Origin of the sequence: Sphingomonas anseongensis, assembly GCF_023516495.1 — a bacterium.
Lineage (GTDB): Bacteria > Pseudomonadota > Alphaproteobacteria > Sphingomonadales > Sphingomonadaceae > Sphingomicrobium > Sphingomicrobium anseongensis.
Genome location: NZ_JAMGBC010000001.1, coordinates 253571 through 272709, shown reverse-complemented (window position 1 = coordinate 272709; position 19139 = coordinate 253571). Strand labels below are relative to the sequence as shown.

The 19139-nt window shown below is 64.4% G+C and carries 21 protein-coding genes; 10 read left to right on the top strand and 11 right to left on the bottom strand.

Annotated features, from left to right (window positions below; all coding sequences use genetic code 11):
* Window positions 1-271: 271 nt before the first annotated feature.
* The 3 genes from LZ519_RS01455 (at window position 272) to LZ519_RS01445 (ending at window position 1254) form a co-directional block, all read left to right on the top strand.
* Window positions 272-544, top strand: a complete 273-nt coding sequence (locus LZ519_RS01455) for a hypothetical protein (protein WP_249866967.1) — start codon at window positions 272-274, stop codon at window positions 542-544.
* A gap of 82 nt (window positions 545-626) precedes the next feature.
* On the top strand, window positions 627-821 hold the full coding sequence (locus LZ519_RS01450) for a hypothetical protein (RefSeq protein ID WP_249866966.1): 195 nt from the start codon (window positions 627-629) through the stop codon (window positions 819-821).
* A 145-nt stretch (window positions 822-966) separates the two neighbouring features.
* On the top strand, window positions 967-1254 hold the full coding sequence (locus tag LZ519_RS01445) for a PilZ domain-containing protein (RefSeq protein ID WP_249866965.1): 288 nt from the start codon (window positions 967-969) through the stop codon (window positions 1252-1254).
* 45 nt (window positions 1255-1299) lie between these two features.
* Here the strand turns inward: LZ519_RS01445 and panD are convergent, their stop codons facing one another.
* Entirely contained in the window at window positions 1300-1704 is a 405-nt protein-coding gene (gene panD, locus LZ519_RS01440; RefSeq protein WP_249866964.1) for an aspartate 1-decarboxylase, read from the bottom strand.
* Here panD and LZ519_RS01435 point away from each other — a divergent pair.
* Together LZ519_RS01435 and LZ519_RS01430 are read left to right on the top strand one after the other, a co-directional pair.
* Entirely contained in the window at window positions 1704-2249 is a 546-nt protein-coding gene (locus LZ519_RS01435; RefSeq protein ID WP_249866963.1) for a PspC domain-containing protein, read from the top strand. The two genes, panD and LZ519_RS01435, sit on opposite strands and share 1 nt — an antisense overlap.
* Before the next feature lie 349 nt (window positions 2250-2598).
* On the top strand, window positions 2599-3270 hold the full coding sequence (locus LZ519_RS01430; protein ID WP_249866962.1) for a DUF6975 family protein: 672 nt from the start codon (window positions 2599-2601) through the stop codon (window positions 3268-3270).
* Here LZ519_RS01430 and LZ519_RS01425 read toward each other — a convergent pair.
* The 8 genes from LZ519_RS01425 to tpiA all read right to left on the bottom strand — a co-directional run bounded on the left by LZ519_RS01425 (window position 3264) and on the right by tpiA (window position 10848).
* The gene (locus tag LZ519_RS01425) at window positions 3264-4316 is read right to left on the bottom strand and encodes an AI-2E family transporter (RefSeq protein ID WP_249866961.1); all 1053 of its coding nucleotides are present in this window, start codon (window positions 4314-4316) and stop codon (window positions 3264-3266) included. The two genes, LZ519_RS01430 and LZ519_RS01425, sit on opposite strands and share 7 nt — an antisense overlap.
* 77 nt (window positions 4317-4393) lie before the next feature.
* Window positions 4394-5791, bottom strand: coding sequence for a methyl-accepting chemotaxis protein (locus tag LZ519_RS01420; protein ID WP_249866960.1), 1398 nt, complete (start codon window positions 5789-5791; stop codon window positions 4394-4396).
* Window positions 5792-6156: 365 nt separating this feature from the next.
* Window positions 6157-6627: a hypothetical protein gene (locus LZ519_RS01415; RefSeq protein ID WP_249866959.1), complete on the bottom strand. Its 471-nt coding sequence runs from the start codon at window positions 6625-6627 to the stop codon at window positions 6157-6159.
* A 103-nt stretch (window positions 6628-6730) separates the two neighbouring features.
* On the bottom strand, window positions 6731-7696 hold the full coding sequence (gene trxB / locus LZ519_RS01410) for a thioredoxin-disulfide reductase (RefSeq protein WP_249868828.1): 966 nt from the start codon (window positions 7694-7696) through the stop codon (window positions 6731-6733).
* 52 nt (window positions 7697-7748) lie between these two features.
* Window positions 7749-7898 (bottom strand): lmo0937 family membrane protein, encoded by a 150-nt coding sequence (locus LZ519_RS01405; protein WP_249866958.1) that lies wholly within the window; start codon window positions 7896-7898, stop codon window positions 7749-7751.
* A gap of 83 nt (window positions 7899-7981) precedes the next feature.
* Window positions 7982-9613 (bottom strand): CTP synthase, encoded by a 1632-nt coding sequence (gene pyrG / locus LZ519_RS01400; RefSeq protein WP_249866957.1) that lies wholly within the window; start codon window positions 9611-9613, stop codon window positions 7982-7984.
* 61 nt (window positions 9614-9674) lie between these two features.
* Window positions 9675-10055, bottom strand: a complete 381-nt coding sequence (secG, locus tag LZ519_RS01395; protein ID WP_249866956.1) for a preprotein translocase subunit SecG — start codon at window positions 10053-10055, stop codon at window positions 9675-9677.
* Between the two features lie 43 nt (window positions 10056-10098).
* Window positions 10099-10848 carry a triose-phosphate isomerase gene (gene tpiA / locus LZ519_RS01390; protein ID WP_249866955.1) on the bottom strand — a complete coding sequence of 250 codons (750 nt, stop codon included), beginning with the start codon at window positions 10846-10848 and terminating at the stop codon, window positions 10099-10101.
* A gap of 108 nt (window positions 10849-10956) precedes the next feature.
* Between tpiA and LZ519_RS01385 the strand changes: the two genes are divergently transcribed.
* The 3 genes from LZ519_RS01385 to LZ519_RS01375 all read left to right on the top strand — a co-directional run bounded on the left by LZ519_RS01385 (window position 10957) and on the right by LZ519_RS01375 (window position 13964).
* Complete coding sequence (locus tag LZ519_RS01385; protein ID WP_249866954.1) at window positions 10957-12894, top strand: peptidylprolyl isomerase; 1938 nt, start codon at window positions 10957-10959, stop codon at window positions 12892-12894.
* 75 nt (window positions 12895-12969) lie between these two features.
* Entirely contained in the window at window positions 12970-13617 is a 648-nt protein-coding gene (lexA, locus tag LZ519_RS01380) for a transcriptional repressor LexA (RefSeq protein WP_249866953.1), read from the top strand.
* 2 nt (window positions 13618-13619) lie between these two features.
* Window positions 13620-13964 carry a VOC family protein gene (locus LZ519_RS01375; protein WP_249866952.1) on the top strand — a complete coding sequence of 115 codons (345 nt, stop codon included), beginning with the start codon at window positions 13620-13622 and terminating at the stop codon, window positions 13962-13964.
* A gap of 1 nt (window position 13965) precedes the next feature.
* Here the strand turns inward: LZ519_RS01375 and LZ519_RS01370 are convergent, their stop codons facing one another.
* On the bottom strand, window positions 13966-14238 hold the full coding sequence (locus LZ519_RS01370; protein WP_249866951.1) for a DUF4242 domain-containing protein: 273 nt from the start codon (window positions 14236-14238) through the stop codon (window positions 13966-13968).
* A gap of 6 nt (window positions 14239-14244) precedes the next feature.
* Entirely contained in the window at window positions 14245-16413 is a 2169-nt protein-coding gene (locus LZ519_RS01365) for a ComEC/Rec2 family competence protein (protein WP_249866950.1), read from the bottom strand.
* Window positions 16414-16441: 28 nt separating this feature from the next.
* On the opposite strand from LZ519_RS01365, the gene gltX reads away from it, so the two are divergent.
* Both gltX and LZ519_RS01355 read left to right on the top strand, forming a co-directional pair.
* Complete coding sequence (gltX, locus tag LZ519_RS01360; RefSeq protein ID WP_431358074.1) at window positions 16442-17857, top strand: glutamate--tRNA ligase; 1416 nt, start codon at window positions 16442-16444, stop codon at window positions 17855-17857.
* Window positions 17854-19137, top strand: a complete 1284-nt coding sequence (locus tag LZ519_RS01355; protein WP_249866949.1) for a citrate synthase — start codon at window positions 17854-17856, stop codon at window positions 19135-19137. Before gltX ends, LZ519_RS01355 begins: the two co-directional genes overlap by 4 nt.
* The last annotated feature ends 2 nt before the right edge of the window (window positions 19138-19139 follow it).

Genomic DNA, 19139 nt, shown 5'->3' with positions numbered 1-19139 from the left:
ACCTTTAGCGAGCTCCGGCGGCGTCGCCACCTCCCCTCATCACCATGGATTTGTTTTTCTGTTCTCCATGCTTGAGCGGCAACTATAGTAAATTGGACAGTAACCATTCTATTTTGCGACACGACCTTCTGTCCCGCTATTGTACAGTTTCCGGCATTACATCGGTTCTCGCTTGAACTTTCTTCGAATCGGTGCATTCTTGTTCGCGAGTTACGGCGTACCGACTCTCTGGGCCCGGGTGGACAGCTTTGAGGCAAACTGGAGACTCTTCGTGACGCTCGAATCCAACTGCCAGCGGTCCCGCGACCGCAAGCGAGTACTGATGAATGCGACGATCATCAGCGCCGACGCCACTCTGATGGCGCGCGTGATGGAGCTGACCGCGGCGGGCGCAAAAATCGCCTGCGACCGCCGGCTCGACCCGGACTCGGACGTGATCTTCAAGCGCTTTGATGCGTTCCTTGCTGCCCGTGTCGTCTGGTCGGACGAAAGCGGCGCCGGCCTGGAATTCTACCGGGCGAAGCCGGTTCTGCAGGCTGCGTAAGAGAAAAATACGAAGATTGCTGGAACAGAAGCGCTTCACATAAGTTAAGCCCGGCAGGACTATTTCCTGCGGGCCATTTCTCTTGCCGAACCAAGACGATACGGACGACGCCGAAAAACTGACCGGCGACATCCGCGATTTCAACCAGCAGCTGACCGCGAGCATCGGCCGATGCAAGTCGATCGTCGACGACTGCCGTTCGAAGCTCGTCGCCAATTCGAACGAGGAGGAGATTCCGGCCCCGCCTGCCGGCGGGCCAGGTCCAATCCCCTCCTGACCGGCTTCTCTGTCCCATCCTGGTGCATCCCGTTGGGCCGCGAAACCAACGGGCGCGCCGATGCTTTTTAAGTGACGAGTCGGGAGGAGCGGACGATGCGGGGCCGTGCCTCCCGGCCGCTGTGCCTTGGCGAAATGGAGGCTGAGTGACGGTCAACAGCGACCTCAGGCGCGCGAAGCGCAAGCGGGTGTTGATGACGGCAACCGTCATCTGCATGGACTGCGTCCAGAGGGCACGTATCCGGGACCTCACCAGCACCGGCGCCGGGATCACCTGCGACCGCCCGCTCGAGCGCGGTTCCGACATCATCCTGAAGCGAGGCGACCTGTTCATCGCCGCTCGGGTCGCGTGGGCCGACCGCAACACCGCCGGCCTGGAATTCTATCGCCCAATCGCGCTCGAAGAGCTCGCGTCCTCCTTCATGCTTGCCTAGCCGGCCCCGGCGGGCACTTTATCGGATCTTTGGCCCACCCGCGGCCTAGGTCGCTGGGACGGCGCGCTTCTGGTCGGCTGCGCCCGGCACCGGCTCGGCGGCGTCAGCTCCGAGTGCCACGATGCGGTTTTTCTCGTCCACATGAACAACCCGCGGCTTTAGCGAGCGCGCCTCGGCGTCGTCGACCATCGCGTAGGACATGATGATGACGAGGTCGCCGCTCTGAACCAGATGTGCCGCGGCGCCGTTGATGCCGATGATCCCGCTGCCGCGCGGCGCCGGGATGACGTAGGTTTGAAGCCTGGCGCCGTTGGTGATGTCGGCGATCGCCACCTGCTCGCCTTCGAGCAGGTCCGCCGCCTCCATCAGCTCGGCATCGATCGAAATCGAGCCGACATAGTGAAGGTCAGCCTGAGTCACCGTCGCGCGGTGGATCTTGGACTTCAGCATTGTTCGAATCACTGCAGCGACTCCCGTTCCTGCTGCAATGCAATATCGCACTTGCAACATCAGGGCAAAATTCCCAACTGTCGGTGACGAGCGCTGGCGAGCTTAGCCAACCGCTTGCTTTCCGACAAGCCAAGACTTTGAACTCGTTATATTTTTATGTTTGGCACAGCGCTTGCTTTGACAGTGGTGACAACGCCAACAGGAGCTTCCCGATGACCGTCGCCACCGCCGAGTACCAGAACGACCAGCTCGCTACCGAAAAGCGCGAGCCCGCGCTTCCGTTGCGCAGCGACACATTCCTGGGCGTTTGCGAGGCGATCGGCCAAGACTTCGGCTTCAACCCCAACTGGCTGCGGATTGCCTTTGCTCCGCTGATCATCATGAGCCCGCTGAGCGCGATGGGCGCGTATCTCGCCCTGGGCTGCGTTGTGGCTGTCGCGCGCTGGCTGTTCCCGGTTGCACTCGCGAATGCGGCGCAGATTGACGCTGGCGAGACGGGCCCCGCTGCAGACTACGGTCAATCGGAGGATAGGCTGGCCGCCTGAGGAGCAGCGCCACTGGCTGCTTCAACCGCGCTGGGAGAAAATCCCGTGCCCCAGATGCGGTAAACCCCGCCGGTTTGACCCGGCGGGGTTCCCATACTTCAAACCCGAAAGTCTGAAGCACGAGACCACTTTAGGCCCGCCGCGGCCGGAGTCGAGTCAGATTCGACTCCGGCCTCAACAAATTAGTGCGCGAATCGGTGGATAAGCCTGTGGACAATTCCGGCTTCCCCTCAGGCATCTTAATCTCGGTGACCGATTCCCTAAGACGCCATAAACCTCCTCTTTACGCCGTTGCGTTACGGACTTTCCCATAGAGCCGTTCAAGGCCTGGACGGAGGGAAACACGCGAATGGCGATCAATCAGTTCGTCGACCGCAAGGCGCTAGGCGCCGCGGAAGCGCATCTGGCACGCGTCGCCGACGAAGGCAGCGGGCGTCATGCGCATCTTGCCGCGCTTATCGAAGCTTCCGGTCCGAACGCGCCGCGCGACGTCGCCGATTCCGTACATCTCCTCTGCAGCATTCACGGCCATCATCCCGGCCTGATCGAGCAGGCGCTCGAACTTGCGCCGAAAGGACCGGCGCAGAGCTGGCTCGTCCGCGCCGCCGATGCCTTCGAGCGCGAACGGCTGTACCTGGTGCGCCTGACCGCCGCCGTCGGCCCGATCCCGAGCACGCCCGGCGCCGCCGAGACCGAGAACACGCTTCTCGCCCAGCGCCATGCGCTCGAGATCCTCGCCAGGTCGGAGCGCCGCGGCTGCGCTCTCGGAGCAGCAACCGCGCTGGTTTCCGACTGGTGGCCGATCCGCCGCCTGCTCGACCGCGCTGCCATTCGGGTCGGGATCGAGGCGCCCGCCCCTTCGCTTCCCGATGAAGCGTCCATCTTGGCGGTGATCGAGAGCGAGTGTGACACGCCCGCAAGCGAGCGAGCGCTCGGCTTTGGCGGAGAGCAGATGCTCCTGCAGAACCGCGGACTGTTCGACCTTCTCGAGGCTCGCGCAGCCGCCCGCGGCGACTACTGATCACCGACTGATTTACGGAAATTCGGGCGGCCGTCATTCGACAGCGCGGCCGCGACCCAGCGCGTGCTTTCGAACTGGGCGAAGGCCATCATCAGCATCAGGGTCATCGGCACCGCCAGGAATGCGCCGGGAATGCCCCAAAGGAACGTCCAAAGCGACAAGGCGACGATCGTCGTGACGGGATCAATGTTTTGCGTATCCGCCTGCATTCGCGGATAGATGAGGTTGCCGACCACGAAAGCGGCGACCTGGATAACGGCGAAGATCGCCACCGCCTGCCAGATCGTGTCGAATTGAAGCAGCGCGAACAGCGCCGGGGCGATGGACCCGATCGTGACCCCGATGTTCGGAATGAAGGTGAGAAGGAAGAAGATCACGCTCCAGAAAAGCACGTTGTCCAGGCCGACGGCGAGCATCACCGCTGCGGCGGCGAGGGCAACCATCAGTCCCGTCACGGCCTGGACCCACAGGTAGGTGCGAATATCGGCGGCGATATGCTTCAGGATGTCCTTGATCGTCCGCCGCTTAGCGGAGGTGTCGGCGATCGCGTCGATCTTGTCCCTGATCCTTCGGCGGCCGGCGACCATAAACCCGAAGTAGATGATGATCAGCAGGACAGCGCCGGCAACACCCTGGACCGCGGACAGCACATAGCCTGCGATTCGCGGGATGCTGACGTCGCCGATCAGCGACTGGACATGAAGCGGGCGGTTGAGCCCGGCCGAGCTGCTGACGTTGAGAACGACGGAATCGACGCGCTCCACCAGTGCCGGACCACTCTGCACAACCTGCACCGCGCCTTGGGCGAGGACGAACATGCCCCCTGAGGCGGACAGGATCACGACCAGGCCGGCGGCCGCCGAGACCACCCATTTGGGCGCCTTCGGCCAGCGGTTGTTGATGAAGGCGACGACGGCGTCGACAAGCACCACCAGGACGAAGGCGATGACTAGCGGGATCAGGATTCCGCTGAGGAAATAAAGCAGCGCCATCGCGGCCGCGGCGCCGGTCAGGATTTGCGCAGTCGCTATGGGCCGGGAGCTCACGCCGGCATGTGAGACGAACGGTCGCTACTTTGCAACCTTGCTCGGCTTCGCCAATCCCGCGGACTGGCCGCAGACGATCACTCGTCGCGGTAGGCCAGCTCGAAATTGCCCCAGCGACGGCCGTTAAACCACACCGGCACGAAGACGTTCTTCACCGGAATGAAATTGTCGCCCAGCTCCATCCTGTAAGTAGCGAGCATCGCCGGCTTGTTCGAGTTGATCGCGTTGCGCGTCGTCTCGTCCATGAAGATCCGCTTGTTGCGGCAATGCGCGTCGTTCCATACCGGATCGGGACCCGGCTTGTGACAACGCTCCGACAGATGGGTCGGAAGATAGCCGTTCACGTCGGTGATCGCGGAGCCGATGATCCTGTTGTCCGTGGCCTTGAAGCGGTCGAGGATGGGCCGGACGTACTTGTCGGCGAAGTCGCAAAAGCCGGTGTCGTACTGGGCCGGATTGCTGCCTTCGATCAGCTTGTAGTTGCGGTCGAAGACGTCGCTCTCGCTGATCTCGCCGGCTGCGATTCCCCGCTCCACCTCGGCCTGGATGGCGCGCATCGCCTCCTGTGCCTTGAGGATGAACGGCGTGTCGTCGATCTCCGCGCCGGAATTGGCGAGCGTGTCCAGCATCGAGTTGGACAGGCTTTCGAGGTGCTTCAGCCGCTCCTTGGCGGAGACTAGCTCCTGGCCGTTGTCGCGAGCGTCGCCCGCAAAATCCGTAAGGCCCGCCTTCACCCGGTCGACGCTGGTCTGGATCATGCTGGTGGAATGGGCGATGCCTTCGGTCTGGCGGTCGACCATTCCGACGATCTCGCTCACTTCGCGCACGGTGTCGCTGATCTGGCCGAACCCCTTCTGCGCCTCGCGGCTGCGGTCGACACCGGTCTTGATCTCGCTCGTGACCGCGCCTGCCTCGCGGGTCAGCTCGCCGATCGTTGCGGCAATCTGGCTGGTCGCGGTGCGAGTGTCGTGCGCGAGTTTCTTCACTTCGGCGGCGACCACCGCAAAGCTTCGGCCAGCATCTCCGGCGCGAGCGGCTTCGATGGTCGCGTTGAGGGCGAGCATGTTGGTCTTTCGGGCGATGGCTTCGATGGTCGAGGAGACCGTCTGGACCTGCGCCATCGCCGAAGCGAAGCCGGCCATCCGCTCGCCCAGCTGCACGATGAGGTCGGTCAGCCCCTTGAAGCCGCCGATCGTGCCTTCGATTGCATCGCGACCGGACTCGAGCTTGGCCTTGGCCTGCTCGGCGAGCAGCCGCGCTTCGTCCGTGGAATCCGATACTCGCCCTTGGTCGGCGAGAAGGCGGGTCGTCACCTCCTCCAGCTGGTCGAGCATCTTGAGGTTTTCGCTGATCCGGCCAGCGACACCCGAAACGTAGCCGGCGACGTCGCTGCATTCGATCGACAACGAACCGCAGTCCCGCGCAACCGCGCGAATTGCGTTTTCGGTGACTTCCTCGATCCCCTGTGTGGCCATGGCCGGACCCGCTCCCAATTCCTCTTGCCGTGCGGAATAGACGCGAGGTGCTACTCTTTCGTTAACCAACGCGCCCGCGGCGTCCGGCCGGATGCGCCGTCGGCGTACAGTTCCAGTGGCTCGGCGACCGGATTCACGGGGCCGCCTGAAGGTTCCGACCGGAGCCGCTAACATCCTGCAATGTCAGCATTTCACCTGCGCGAGGTGCGCTATCCATGATATTCAACCCGCACTAACGGGAGGAAAACCATGGAAGAAACCTTTAGCGACAGGTGGCGCAACGCCGCTTTCGGTCTCTGCCTGACAGTGCTGGTCGTGGGCGCAGGCCTGGCGGTCGCCTTCCTCTAGGCGCTGCGCAGCGAGGGCTAGTCGAGGGCAGTCGCGGCGGCCGGCTTTTTCGGCGCCTTTTGCCAAGCGGTCACCGTGTAACCCCGCTCCGCGAGGCAGCCTTCCATCGCTCGCTTCACGGCGGCTTCCTTTTGCGCTCGCTTCATTTTCGACATTCCCCACGCGCCGCCGAGGATCGCGAAGGGGAGCAGGGCGATCGTCGCACTCATCGCTGCCAGCCCGGCGTAGCCTCCGATAGCTGCAGCGGTGGTGGTGCCAACGGCCGCTGTCGCGGCTCCTGCCGCGACACCCACGCCTGCGGAGCCGGAGCGTCCGTTCGAATCCAGCTTTCCGGCGATGAAAAGTTGCTGGCAAGTCGAATAAGCCGTGTCGAACTCGGCCTGGTCGGCAGTCGCGGCGAGGGTCGGAGTGAATTCCCTCGGCCGGGACGAGCAACCCTCAAGCGTGATCCCGGCAATAACGGCAAGAACCGTGAGCTTGTTGCGCATCCATTTTCCCCCGTTCGCAACCCCTTCGGGGGACGCGCTCCTCACGCAGAGAATGTCATGTTTTTGAAGATGCGCAATTTTATTCGGCGCGAGGTCAGGAGAGCTATTCGGCGGCCAGGGCCTCATACTCCTGCGCCGCCAGATATTTTTCGGCATCGAGCGCGGCCATGCAGCCTGTGCCGGCGGCGGTGACCGCCTGGCGGTAGATTTTGTCCATCACGTCGCCGCAGGCGAATACCCCCTCGACGCTGGTCTTGGTCGTCCCAAGCTCGACCTTGATATAGCCTTCGGAATCCAGGTCGAGCTGGCCCCTGAACAACTCAGTCGCAGGACTGTGACCGATCGCGACGAAGCCACCTTCGACTTCGAGGCGGCTGATTTCGCCGGTGCGCTTGTTCCGAAGGTCCAGTCCGACCAGCGCCTCGGGATCGCCGCCGCCGACGAACTCGACCACTTCGCTGTCCCAGATCACGTTGATCTTCTCGTTTGCGAACAGCCGGTCCTGCAGGATTTTTTCCGCACGAAGGCTGTCGCGGCGGTGGATCAGGGTGACGTCATGGCTGTGGTTGGTCATGTACAGCGCTTCTTCGACCGCGGTGTTGCCGCCGCCGATCACCGCAACCTTCTTGCCACGATAAAAGAAGCCGTCGCAGGTCGCGCAAGCCGAGGCGCCCCTGCCCTTCATATGTTCCTCCGAAGGAAGCCCGAGCCATTTGGCCTGGGCGCCGGTGGCGATCACCAGGGCGTCGGCATGGTATTCGGTGCCGCTGTCGCCGATCAGCACGAAGGGGCGGCGCGACAGGTCGACCGAGGCGATATGGTCCCATACGACCTTGGTGCCGACATGCTCGGCCTGGGCCTGCATCTCCTCCATGAGCCACGGACCCTGGATGACCTCGCGGAAGCCGGGGTAGTTTTCGACGTCGGTGGTGGTGGTGAGCTGGCCCCCGGGCTGGATTCCCTGGATGACGATCGGCGAGAGGCCGGCGCGGGCGGCGTAGATGGCAGCCGTATAGCCGGCCGGGCCCGAGCCCAGCACCGCCAGGCGCGTCGAAATGCTGTTTGTCATTGCCGCCATTTAAGGAGCCGAAGCGGACCCCGCAACGGCGGCAATTCGACGGCTAGACCGCGCGGCGGCCGGCGACGAAGTTCCAGATGAGAACGATGACGCCGATGATCAGAAGCAGGTGGATGAGGCCGCCAGCGACGTGGAAGGCGAAGAAGCCCAATGCCCACAAGATGAGCAGGATTACGGCGATTGTCAGAAGCATGGGTAGGTCCTCTTGGCTGGAATTCGGAACGAAGCCGTAACCGTTCAACGGCAGCGCTGTTCCGCCGGTCCACCTGCCCAGGCTTAGACGAGCCTGCTCTGCTGCAGCGACGCGTCGATGAAACTCGCGAACAGGGGGTGCGGCTCGAACGGGCGGCTCTTCAGCTCGGGGTGGAACTGGACTCCGACGAACCAGGGATGGTCGGGCCGCTCGATGATCTCCGGAAGTCGCCCGTCGGGCGACATCCCTGAGAAGACGAGGCCGGTCTTTTCGAGAACCGGGACATAGTGGGTGTTCACCTCGTAGCGATGGCGATGCCGCTCGCTGATCCGGGTCGCGCCGTAGATGTTGGCGGCCCGGCTATTGTGGCCGAGCTCGGCTTCATAGGCGCCGAGCCGCATCGTTCCGCCAAGGTCGCCGTCGGCCGCTCGCTCCTGCAGCCCCTCCTTGCTCATCCATTCGGTGATGAGGCCGATCACCGGCTCCTCGGTGGGGCCGAACTCGGTGCTGGAGGCGTTCTCGACGCCAGCCGCGCGCGCGCCTTCGATGCAGGCCATCTGCATCCCCAGACAGATGCCGAAAAACGGGATTTCGCGCTCGCGGGCGAACTTGACCGCGGCGATCTTGCCCTCGCTCCCGCGCTCGCCGAACCCGCCGGGGACGAGGATGCCGTGCAGCGGCTCGAGCTCGGCCGCGAGGCTCGAATCCTCATGCTCGAACAATTCGGCGTCCAGCCACTGGATGTTGACCTTGGCGCGGTTGGCGATTCCGCCGTGGATCAGCGCCTCGCGAAGGCTTTTGTAGGCGTCGGGAAGGCCGACATATTTGCCGACCACGCCGATCGTCACTTCGCTCTCGTAATTGTCGATCCGGTCCATGACCTCGCGCCAGCGGTCCAAGTTCGGCCGAGGGGCGTCGTCCATTCGGAAGGCGTGGAGCACTTCATCGTCCAGCCCCGCCTCGTGATACTGCAGCGGAACGTCGTAGATGTTGCGCGCATCGAGCGCGGGGATGACCGCCGACTTCCGAACGTTGCAGAACAGCGCGATCTTCTCCCGCTCGGGTTCGGGCAAGGGTCGGTCGCAGCGGCACAGCAGCACCTCCGGCTGCACCCCGAGACTGGAAAGCTCGCGGACGCTCTGCTGGGTCGGCTTGGTCTTCAGCTCGCCGGCGGCGGCGATCCAGGGGACCAAAGTGGTGTGGACGCTGACGGTCTGGTCGCGGCCAAGGTCGTTCCTCAGCTGGCGAATCGCTTCGACGAAGGGGAGGCTTTCGATGTCGCCGACGGTGCCGCCGATCTCGCAGATGACGAAGTCGCAGCTGGCGGTATCGGCGAGAGCGAACTCCTTGATCGCGTTGGTGACGTGCGGGATCACCTGGACGGTTGCGCCAAGATAATCGCCCCGCCGCTCCCTGGCGATGATGTCGCGGTAGATGCGGCCGGTCGTGATGTTGTCCGACTGACGCGCGGATACGCCGGTGAAGCGCTCGTAATGGCCAAGGTCGAGATCGGTCTCGGCCCCGTCGTCGGTGACGTAGACCTCGCCGTGCTGATAGGGGGACATCGTCCCCGGATCGACGTTTAGATAGGGGTCGAACTTGCGGATCCGGACCTTGAATCCGCGCGCCTGGAGAAGCGCCCCGAGAGAGGCGGACAGCAGGCCTTTTCCAAGGGAAGACACCACGCCGCCGGTGACGAAAATGAACCGCGCCATGGGAGTTGAGGCTTAGGGGGCGAGTGCCCCCAAGGGCAACCCGTTAAGCGAAAAAAGTTTTCTACTGGGCGAGCGGAACCGCCGGCGCAGAGTCATTCGTCGGGGTCGCCGGCTGCTGTTGCGCGGGCTGCTGCTGGGTCGGAACCGGAGTGGTTGTGGCCGGGACCGCCGGAGCGGTCTGGTTGACGAGCGACGTGTCGATCGTCGCCGGCTTGCGGCTGACACCGGCGATGGCTGAGAGGGCGATCGCGAGGATGATGAAGAGTGCGGCGAGGACCGCGGTGGAGCGGGTGAGGAAGTCCGCGGCTCCGCGAGCAGTCATCAAACCCGACGAGCTTCCGCCCACCCCGAGGCCCCCGCCTTCGGAGCGCTGCATGAGGATCACGCCGACGAGGGCGGCGGCGACGATCGTCTGGATGATCAGGAGGAAGGTGAAGAGCATCGGGAAGCCTTATCTGTTGCCGCGGCGACTTAGCGAGTGAGGCTCAGGCTTTCAACGCCGCAGCTTCGATGATCGGAACGAAATCCGCAGCCTTGAGGCTGGCTCCGCCGACGAGAGCACCGTCCACATCCTTCACCGAGAAGATCTCGGCCGCGTTCATCGGCTTGACCGAACCTCCGTAAAGGATCCGAATCTCGTCTCCGGCGTCACCGTAGGCGGCGCGAAGCCTGCGGCGCAGGGCCGAATGCATCTCGCCGATGTCGGCTGCCGTCGCGGTCCGTCCCGTTCCGATCGCCCAGATGGGTTCATAAGCAAGGGCGAGCTTTGAAACGTCGATGCCGCGCGGGAGCGACGAGTCCAGCTGGCGCTCGACATTCGGCACTGCATCGCCGGCCTCGCGGACGGTGAGGGATTCGCCGACGCACAGGATGGTGAGAAGCCCGGCGTCGAGCGCCGCGGACGCCTTCTGCCGCACCTCGTCGTCGGTCTCACGCTGCGCATCACGGCGTTCGGAGTGGCCGACGATCGCCATCGTCGCACCTGCGTCCACCAGCATCGCGGTGGCCACGCAGCCCGTGTGGGCGCCCTTCTCCGCGAAATGCACGTCCTGGGCGCCGATGGGGAAGCCAGGGACAGCGCGGACCGCGCGCTCGATCAGCGTCGCCGGAACGCACAGGCCCGTCTCAACCTGGGGAAATTTTTTGGCAGAAGCGGCGATCGCCTCGATCTCCGCGATATCGCTTCCGACGCCGTACATCTTCCAGTTTCCAACGACGAGCTTGGTCCGTGCCATGCCTTTCCTCTCCTTGCGCGGTGCCGTAGCCTCGCCCCGCTTGAAGGCGCAAGCGCCCACCCGTAAAGCGGCTGCCAACCGCTTCTTTCCAGAGAGTTGCCAACCGTTATGCTCAGATATTTCCGCAGCATGTCCAAGTCGACGATTGGCACCGCCATCATCGGAATCGTCGGCCTTCTGATCCTGATCGGCTTTGCCGCCGGGGATATCAGCAGCGTTAGCCTGGGCGGCGGCGGGCTCAGCAGTGACACCTTGGCAAGAGTGGGATCGCGCAGCGTCACCGATCGCGACATGAGCTCGGCGATGCAGCGGCGCCTTGGCCAGGTCCGGCAGCAGAACCCTGAAGCCGGCTATCCGGAGCTCGCCGCCGACTTCGACCCGCTGCTCGAAAGCCTGATCGAGCTTCGGTCGCTGCAGGCGTTCGCCGCCAAGAACGGCTTCGTCCTTTCCAAGCGCCTGATCGACAAGGAGATCGCGCAGCTTCCGGGCGTTCGCGGCCTTGCTGGCGAAGTCAGCATCCAGGGCTACCAGACCTTCCTCGCCCGCGAGCATCTGACCGACGCGGAGGTCCGCGACATCATCTCCGGCACCTTGCTTCAGCAGCTGTTGGTAACGCCCGTGGCGAACAATGCCCGGGTGCCGATCGGGGTCGCCACGCCTTATGCTTCGATGCTTCTCGAGCAGCGGGAGGGCCAGGTGGCGCTGATCCCGATCGAGGCGTTCGCTGCAGGGCTCAACCCGAGCGACGCGCAGCTCCAGCAATATTATTCCGCCAACCGGGCGCGCTACATGGTCCCCGAACAAAGGGTGCTGAAGATCGCCAGGATCGGGCCGGAACAGCTCGCCGGTGTCTCTGCTACGCCCCAGGAGATCGAGGCGTATTACAAGGCTCACCAGGACGTTTACGGAGCTAAGGACGTTCGGGCGATCGACCAGGCGGTCGTGCCGGACCAGAAGGTCGCCGCCGGAATCGCTCAGCGCGCGCGCTCCGGCCAAAGCTTCGTCGACGCGGTGAAGCCGGCGGGGCTCGGGGCGCAGGACGTCCAGCTCGGCCCGCAGACCCGCGACCAGTTCACCGACGTCGCCGGAGCGAAGGTCGCCGCGACCGCATTTGCAGCCAAGACCGGCACGGTTATCGGGCCGATCCAGTCGGAGCTCGGCTGGCACGTGATCAAGATCGAATCCGCGCAGACGCAGGCGGGCAAGTCGCTGGCCCAGGCGAGCGACGAGATCGCGGCGAAGCTGAACGCCGAAAAGCGGGCCGACGCGCTCGCGACGCTGGTCGACAAGGTGCAGGACAAGATCGACGACGGGGCGAACTTCGACGAGACCGTAAAGTCGGCGAATCTGTCCGTGACGGTAACCCCCCTGATCACGGCGAGCGGAGTCCAGCGCGGCGACTCAGCCTACAAGTTCCCCGAGGACCTCGTGCCCGTGCTCAAGAGCGGCTTCGAGCTTTCGGCGACGGACGATCCGGTCGTCGAGCAGCTCGCCGGCGACAAGGGCTTTGCGCTGGTTTCCCCGGCGCAGATCGTGTCGAGCGCGCCGGCGCCGCTGGCGTCGATCAAGGACCGGGTCAGGACCGACTGGATCCGCGGGCAAGCGCTCGCCCAGGCCAAGGCAGTCGCGAACTCGATAGCTGCCAAGGCGCGCGGCAAGGGATCGCTTGCGGAAGCCGTGAAGGCCGCAGGCAAGCCGCTTCCGGCCATCCAGCCGATGAGGGCCCGCCGGATCCAGCTGTCCGAGCTTGGCGACAAGGTCCCTGCACCGCTTCGGGTGCTGTTCAGCAGCGCGTCGGGAACGGCCAAGGTCGGCGCAGACCCGCAGGGCCGCGGTTTCTTCGTCGTCAAGGTCGACAAGATCGTGCCCGGCAACGCTACCGGCCAGCCGGGGCTGATCACCGAAGTCCAGAACGAATTCTCGCAGCCCTTGGCGCAGGAATATGCGCAGCAGTTCCAGGCGGCAGTCAAGAACGCGGTCGGGGTCAAGCGGAACCAAGCGGCGATCCAGGCGACCAAGAAGCGGATCACAGCGGGCTCGCTTTAAGCTTCAGCTCGCTTGACCTGCAGGCATTTGTTTCCTACACGTTCCCTGTCTGTTCATGCTATGGGGGCCACGGAAATGCTGACCGCAAAGCAACGCGAGCTTCTCCTCTTCGTCAACCAGCGACTTGGCGAAACAGGCGTCAGCCCGAGCTTCGACGAGATGCGCGAGGCGCTCGCACTCAAGTCCAAGTCCGGCGTGCACAGGCTTATTTCGGCTCTTGAGGAGCGCGGGTTCATTCGGCGGCTAGCCAATCGGGCGCGTGCTCTCGAGGTGGTGAAGCTCCCCGAGTCGAGTGCGCCGGCGCCTATGACGCCGAGGCCGGTCACTCCGGTGGCAGCGAACGACACGATCGAAATCCCGCTGCACGGACGAATCGCGGCAGGCACTCCGATCGAGGCCCTGCAGGGCACCGAAGGCTTTGCGGTTCCGGCTGCGCTTCTGGGGCCGGGCGAGCATTACGCGCTCGAAGTCTCGGGCGATTCGATGGTTGAGGAGGGAATCCTCGACGGAGATTTCGCGCTGATCAGGAAGGTGGATACCGCCCGCGACGGGGAGATCGTCGTCGCCCTAATCGACAATGAGGAAGCGACGCTCAAGACGTACCGGCGCGAAGGACAGGTGATCCGGCTGGACCCCGCCAATTCGCGCTATGAGCCGCAGCGCTACGAGGAGGGCCGTGTCCAGATCCAGGGACGCCTGAGCGGCCTGATCCGGCGCTACTGACGATGGCCGATCCCAGGATCGACTATGTCGAGCTTCCGAGCGCGACCGCGCACGAGTTCACCCGGGCTTTCTATTCGAAAGCGTTCGGCTGGACTTTCACCGATTACGGGCCGGATTATTCAGCGACGACCACTGGCGACGTGGACGTCGGGCTGAACGGCCAGCCGGACGATTCGATCTCGGCACCGCTGCCCGTCATCCGGGTCGCGGACCTCGAGGCGGTGTTCGACGCCGTGAGCAAGGCCGGCGGAGTGATAGCCAAGCCCATCTTCTCCTTTCCCGGCGGACGGAGGTTTCACTTTATCGATCCGTCGGGAAGCGAGCTCGCCGTGTGGAGCGAGCTCTAGCTTATTCCGCCGTCGTCGGGTCGATGACGCTTCTGACCTCGGAAATCTTGTTGGCGGGGAAGCCGCCGCGCTGCGCATGCTCGCGGATAATCTCCTCGTTGGGAGCGCGGTAGACGCAGTAGATCTTGTCGTCGGTCACATAGCTGTGGACCCACTGGATCGTGGGGCCGAGGTCACGAAGCACGTTGCAGCTCGTCTGGGACGCGTTCTTGAGATCGGGTACCCCGAGCTTCCCGACACCCGGCATGTCACGCTCGATCACATATTGTGGCATGAAATTTCACCTCCCTCGCTTTCGCGACCGCATAGCAGATGGCGGCGCAGGCGCCCACGGGTGCTGGCCAAGCTGGCTCGACACGGTGACCACGCGCGGCGCCCCCCGGAGATAAATCGCAACGCCGCCGGTGCGACCGAGCGAGTCCCGATCGAGCTTGAGCCATCTGGGACTGCAACTGCGCGGAAGCCAGCGGTCCGATACGGCGATGTCTGAAGCCGCGCAGGAGCGGACGAGGTCGCGCCAGGCGATCGAGGCGGTCGAGCGGGTCGCGAGTACTCGCCACGTCCGCCCTTCCCTCATCACGTCGGCGACGCAGGAGTCGCGCGAGCAGTTCGCGAACGGCGCTTCCTCGAGAACCAGCGGATCGCCGTCGAAGCCCGCGGTCTCGGCAAAGACGTCGCGGATGAAATCGCCGGTTCGGCTGCGAAGGATTCGCGGGGCGCCGTCGCTCTCGACGACCGCGAGATGCTTGCCGTCGCCGGTCACCAGCAGGTCGGGCGAAGGCGCCAGCGCCGCTCCGGTCGCCCCGAGAGCGACCGGGACGAGCCCAAGCAGGCGCACTCGCCCGTTCCACATCGCCAGCCACAATCCGCCGGCGATCATAAAAGCGAAGGCCCAACCCGGCATCGACGCGAGCGTGGCGACGGCTCCGCTGGCGCTTCCGACCCAGTGCGCGAGCCACAGCAGGAACTGGATAGAAAGACCGGTGAGGTACCAGAAAGGCGCGCCCAGCCCGACCAGGTCGAGCAGGAGCGATGCGGCCTCCAGCGGCATGATGACGAAGGTAGTGAGGGGGATCGCGACCAGGTTCGCGCCGATCCCGTACAGGCCGGCCTTGTGGAAATGGTAGAGCGCGAGCGGAATCAGGGTGAGCTCGACTGCAAGGCCGGTCGCCGTCATCGCCAGGAGTGCCCGGCCAAGCCGCGCGAACGGGCCTTCGTCGCGCCTCATGAAGGTACGGCGGGCCCAGCCGGTCGAATGCAAGGCGATAATAGCGGTGACCGCGGCGAAGCTGAGCTGGAAGCTCGCGCCGGCGATGGATTCGGGCTTGATAAGCAGGATCGCGAGCGCGGCGACGCTCAGCAGGCGAATGCTGAGCGCCTCGCGGCCGAGGGCGATTCCCGCCAGCACGAGCAGTGCAACGATGCAGCTCCTGACCGTCGGAACCTGGGCGCCGGTGAGAAGGGTGTAGGCGATGCCCGCGACCGCTCCGGCCGCAGCGGCGACCAGCACCAGGTTGAACCTAAGTGCCAGCCGCTCCGACAGTGCCAGCAACTTCAGGGTCAGCAACATGGCTGCGGCGATGACCGCGGCGATGTGGAGGCCGCTGACCGACAGCAAATGCGTCAGGCCGCTCCTTCGCATGGCGTCGGCATCGTCCTCGCCGACCGCGTTCTGGTCGCCCGTTGCAAGCGCCGTGGCGATTCCGCCGGAAGGGCCCGGCAAGCGCTCGCGGATGTGCCGGCCGAGCTGATCGCGGACGCCGTCGAGACCGTCGGATCTTCCCGGCGCCAGCACCTCGACCGGTCCCAGCGCCTTGCCGACGCCACCGATGCGCTGAAACCAGAGATCGCGCGCGAAATCGTAGGTTCCCGGCAGAACCATCGGCGGCGGCGGAGCCAGGCGGGCGCGGACGGCGATTCGCGCGCCGCTCGTCAGGCCCTGCGGAAATGAGTCTGCCTTGACCGAGACCCGTACCCTGGGCGGAAGCGAAGGATCGGTCGGAGCGAGCGTTAGCCGAACGTCGCCCTTTGCCACCCGAGGCTCAACACGCTCGATCAGACCGTTGAAGGTAGAGACGAGCGGGCGATCGATGCGGGGCGCTGCGACTCGCTCGGAGCGAATCCAGATCAGGCCGCAGCCCAGGGCCATCATCAGGGCGAACCATCCGGCCGCGCGCTCGGCCCTGCCGCCGCCGACGGTGAAGCCGGCGATAGCCACTCCGGAAGCTATTGCGAGGAGCGCGAGCCATTCGGTTCGGGAACCCAGCGCGAACCAGCAGGCGATGCCCGCGCCGAAGCCGACCACCGCCCACGGCGGCAGCTGCGCGCGCTCGGCCTCGAGAAGGGCTTCAACCCTTTCCCGGCCAGCGCGAAAGCGCTCCTCCCAATAGCCCCGAGCCCGCTGTGGAAGAGGCGCACCCTCTATGTTAGGGGCGCTCGTCCATTGCATTGCACAACGAAAAAAGAGGAAAGCGCGCTTGAGCGCAAGCGGTAGTTCTCAGCCGGTGGTGACAAGGTTCGCGCCGTCGCCGACCGGATTCCTTCACATCGGCGGCGCTCGAACCGCGCTGTTCAACTGGCTGTTCGCCCGCCATCACGGCGGCAAGTTCCTGCTTCGGATCGAAGACACCGACAAGGCGCGTTCCACCAAGGAGGCGATCGACGCCATCCTCGACGGGATGCGCTGGCTCGGCCTCGATTGGAACGGGCACGAATATTACCAGTCGCAATTCTGGGCTCGCCATGCCGAGATTGCCCACAAGATGCTCGACCGCGGGCACGCTTACCGTTGCTACATGAGCCAGGATGAGCTGGCCGCCGAGCGGGCGAAGGCACAGGAGGAACGGCGCCCATTCCGGATCCGCAGCCCCTGGCGCGAGCGGAGCGACGGACCCGACGGCGAACCCTTCGTCATCAGGCTGAAGGCGCCGCAGGACGGCGAGACGGTGATCGAGGACCGGGTTCAGGGGCGCGTCGCGGTCCAGAATGCGGAAATCGACGATTTCGTGCTGCTGCGCTCCGACGGAACGCCGACCTACATGCTAGCGGTGGTGGTCGACGACCATGACATGGGAATCACGCACGTGATCCGCGGCGACGATCATCTCAACAACGCGTTCCGGCAGCTCGCGATCATCCGCTCCATGGGCTGGCCGGAGCCGATCTATGCGCACGTGCCGTTGATCCACGGCGCCGACGGAGCGAAGCTGTCGAAGCGCCACGGCGCACTGGGTGTCGATTCTTACCGCGACGAACTGGGGCTGCTACCTGAAGCGGTTTCCAATTACCTGCTTCGGCTCGGCTGGGGTCACGGCGACGACGAAATCATCAGCCGCGACCAGGCAGTCGAATGGTTCGACCTCGCGCACGTCGGCAAGTCGCCTTCGCGTTTCGATTTCAAGAAGCTCGAGAATTTGAACGGCCATTACATGCGCGAGGCGGACGATGGCCGGCTCGCGCAGTTGGTCGCGCCGAGGCTCGGAGCCCTCACCTCGGACCAGCGCGACCTGCTTGTTCGTGCGATGCCCGAGCTCAAGGCCCGCGCGCAGACGCTCAACCAGCTCGCGGATGCGGCGCGGTTCCTGTTCGACAAGCGCCCGCTGGATATGGATCCGGCCGCGGCCGCACTCCTCGACGGCGACGCGCGCAAGCTTTTAGCCGCCGCGCATGGAGCGCTGTCAAAGCTCGGAAGTTGGGATCACGATGGCCTCGAGCAGTGCATCCGCGAAGTTGCGGAGCAAGAGGGCGTGAAGCTTGGAAAGCTCGCCCAGCCGCTTAGAGCGGCGCTTACCGGGCGGGCGACCAGCCCGGGCATTTTTGACGTGCTGGCCCTGCTGGGGCAGGGCGAAAGCCTGAACAGAATACAAGACCAGATCGTGGAGCCAAACGAATGACCGACGAAGTCACCTTCAAACTTCCGAAGGGGGATCAGGCCTATCCTGTCCTGGAGGGCTCCGTCGGCCCAGAGGTCATCGACATACGCAAGCTCTACGGCCAGACGGGTATGTTCACCTACGACCCCGGCTTCACGTCGACGGCGAGCTGCCAGAGCGCGATCACCTATATCGACGGCGAGAAGGGAATCCTCCTTCATCGCGGCTACCCCATCGACCAGCTCGCCGAAAATTCGAGCTTCATGGAGGTCGCCTACCTCCTTCTGCACGGCGAGCTTCCTGCCAGGAAGGAGCTCGAAACCTTCAGCTACACCATCTCGCGGCACACAATGGTGCACGAGCAGATGCTGACCTTCTTCCGCGGCTTCCGGCGTGACGCGCACCCGATGGCGATCATGTGCGGAGCGGTCGGCGCACTGTCTGCTTTCTACCACGACAGCACCGACATCACCGACCCCGAGCAGAGGATGATCGCTTCCCACCGGCTGATCGCGAAGATGCCGACGCTGGTGGCGATGGCGCACAAATATTCCGTCGGGCAGCCGTTCCTCTATCCCGACAACTCGTTGAGCTACACCGGCAATTTCCTGCGGATGACCTTCGGCGTCCCGGCCGAGCCCTATGTGGTCAACCCGATCATCGAAAATGCGATGCGGCGGATCTTTATCCTCCACGCCGACCATGAGCAGAATGCGTCGACCTCGACGGTGCGGCTGGCCGGATCGTCGGGCGCCAACCCGTTCGCCTGCATCGCCGCTGGAATCGCCTGCCTGTGGGGGCCTGCGCACGGCGGCGCCAACGAAGCCGCGCTCAACATGCTTCGCGAAATCGGAAAGCCCGAGAACATCCCGCAATATATCGCCCGGGCCAAGGACAAGAACGACCCGTTCCGGCTGATGGGCTTCGGCCACCGGGTCTACAAGAATTTCGACCCGCGCGCGAAGGTGATGAAGGCGACGGCGGACGAGGTGCTGAAGGAGCTCGGCAAGTCCGATCCCGTTCTCGACGTCGCCAAGGAGCTCGAGCGGATCGCCCTCAGCGACGAATATTTCATCGAGAAGAAGCTCTATCCGAACGTCGACTTCTACTCGGGCGTCATCCTCAATGCGATCGGCTTCCCGACCGACATGTTCACCGCCCTGTTCGCGCTTGCGCGGACGGTCGGCTGGGTGGCGCAGTGGAACGAGATGATCTCCGACCCCGAGCAGAAGATCGGACGTCCAAGGCAGCTGTACGTCGGCGCACCACAGCGCGACTACATTCCCGTCGAGAAGCGCTAGCC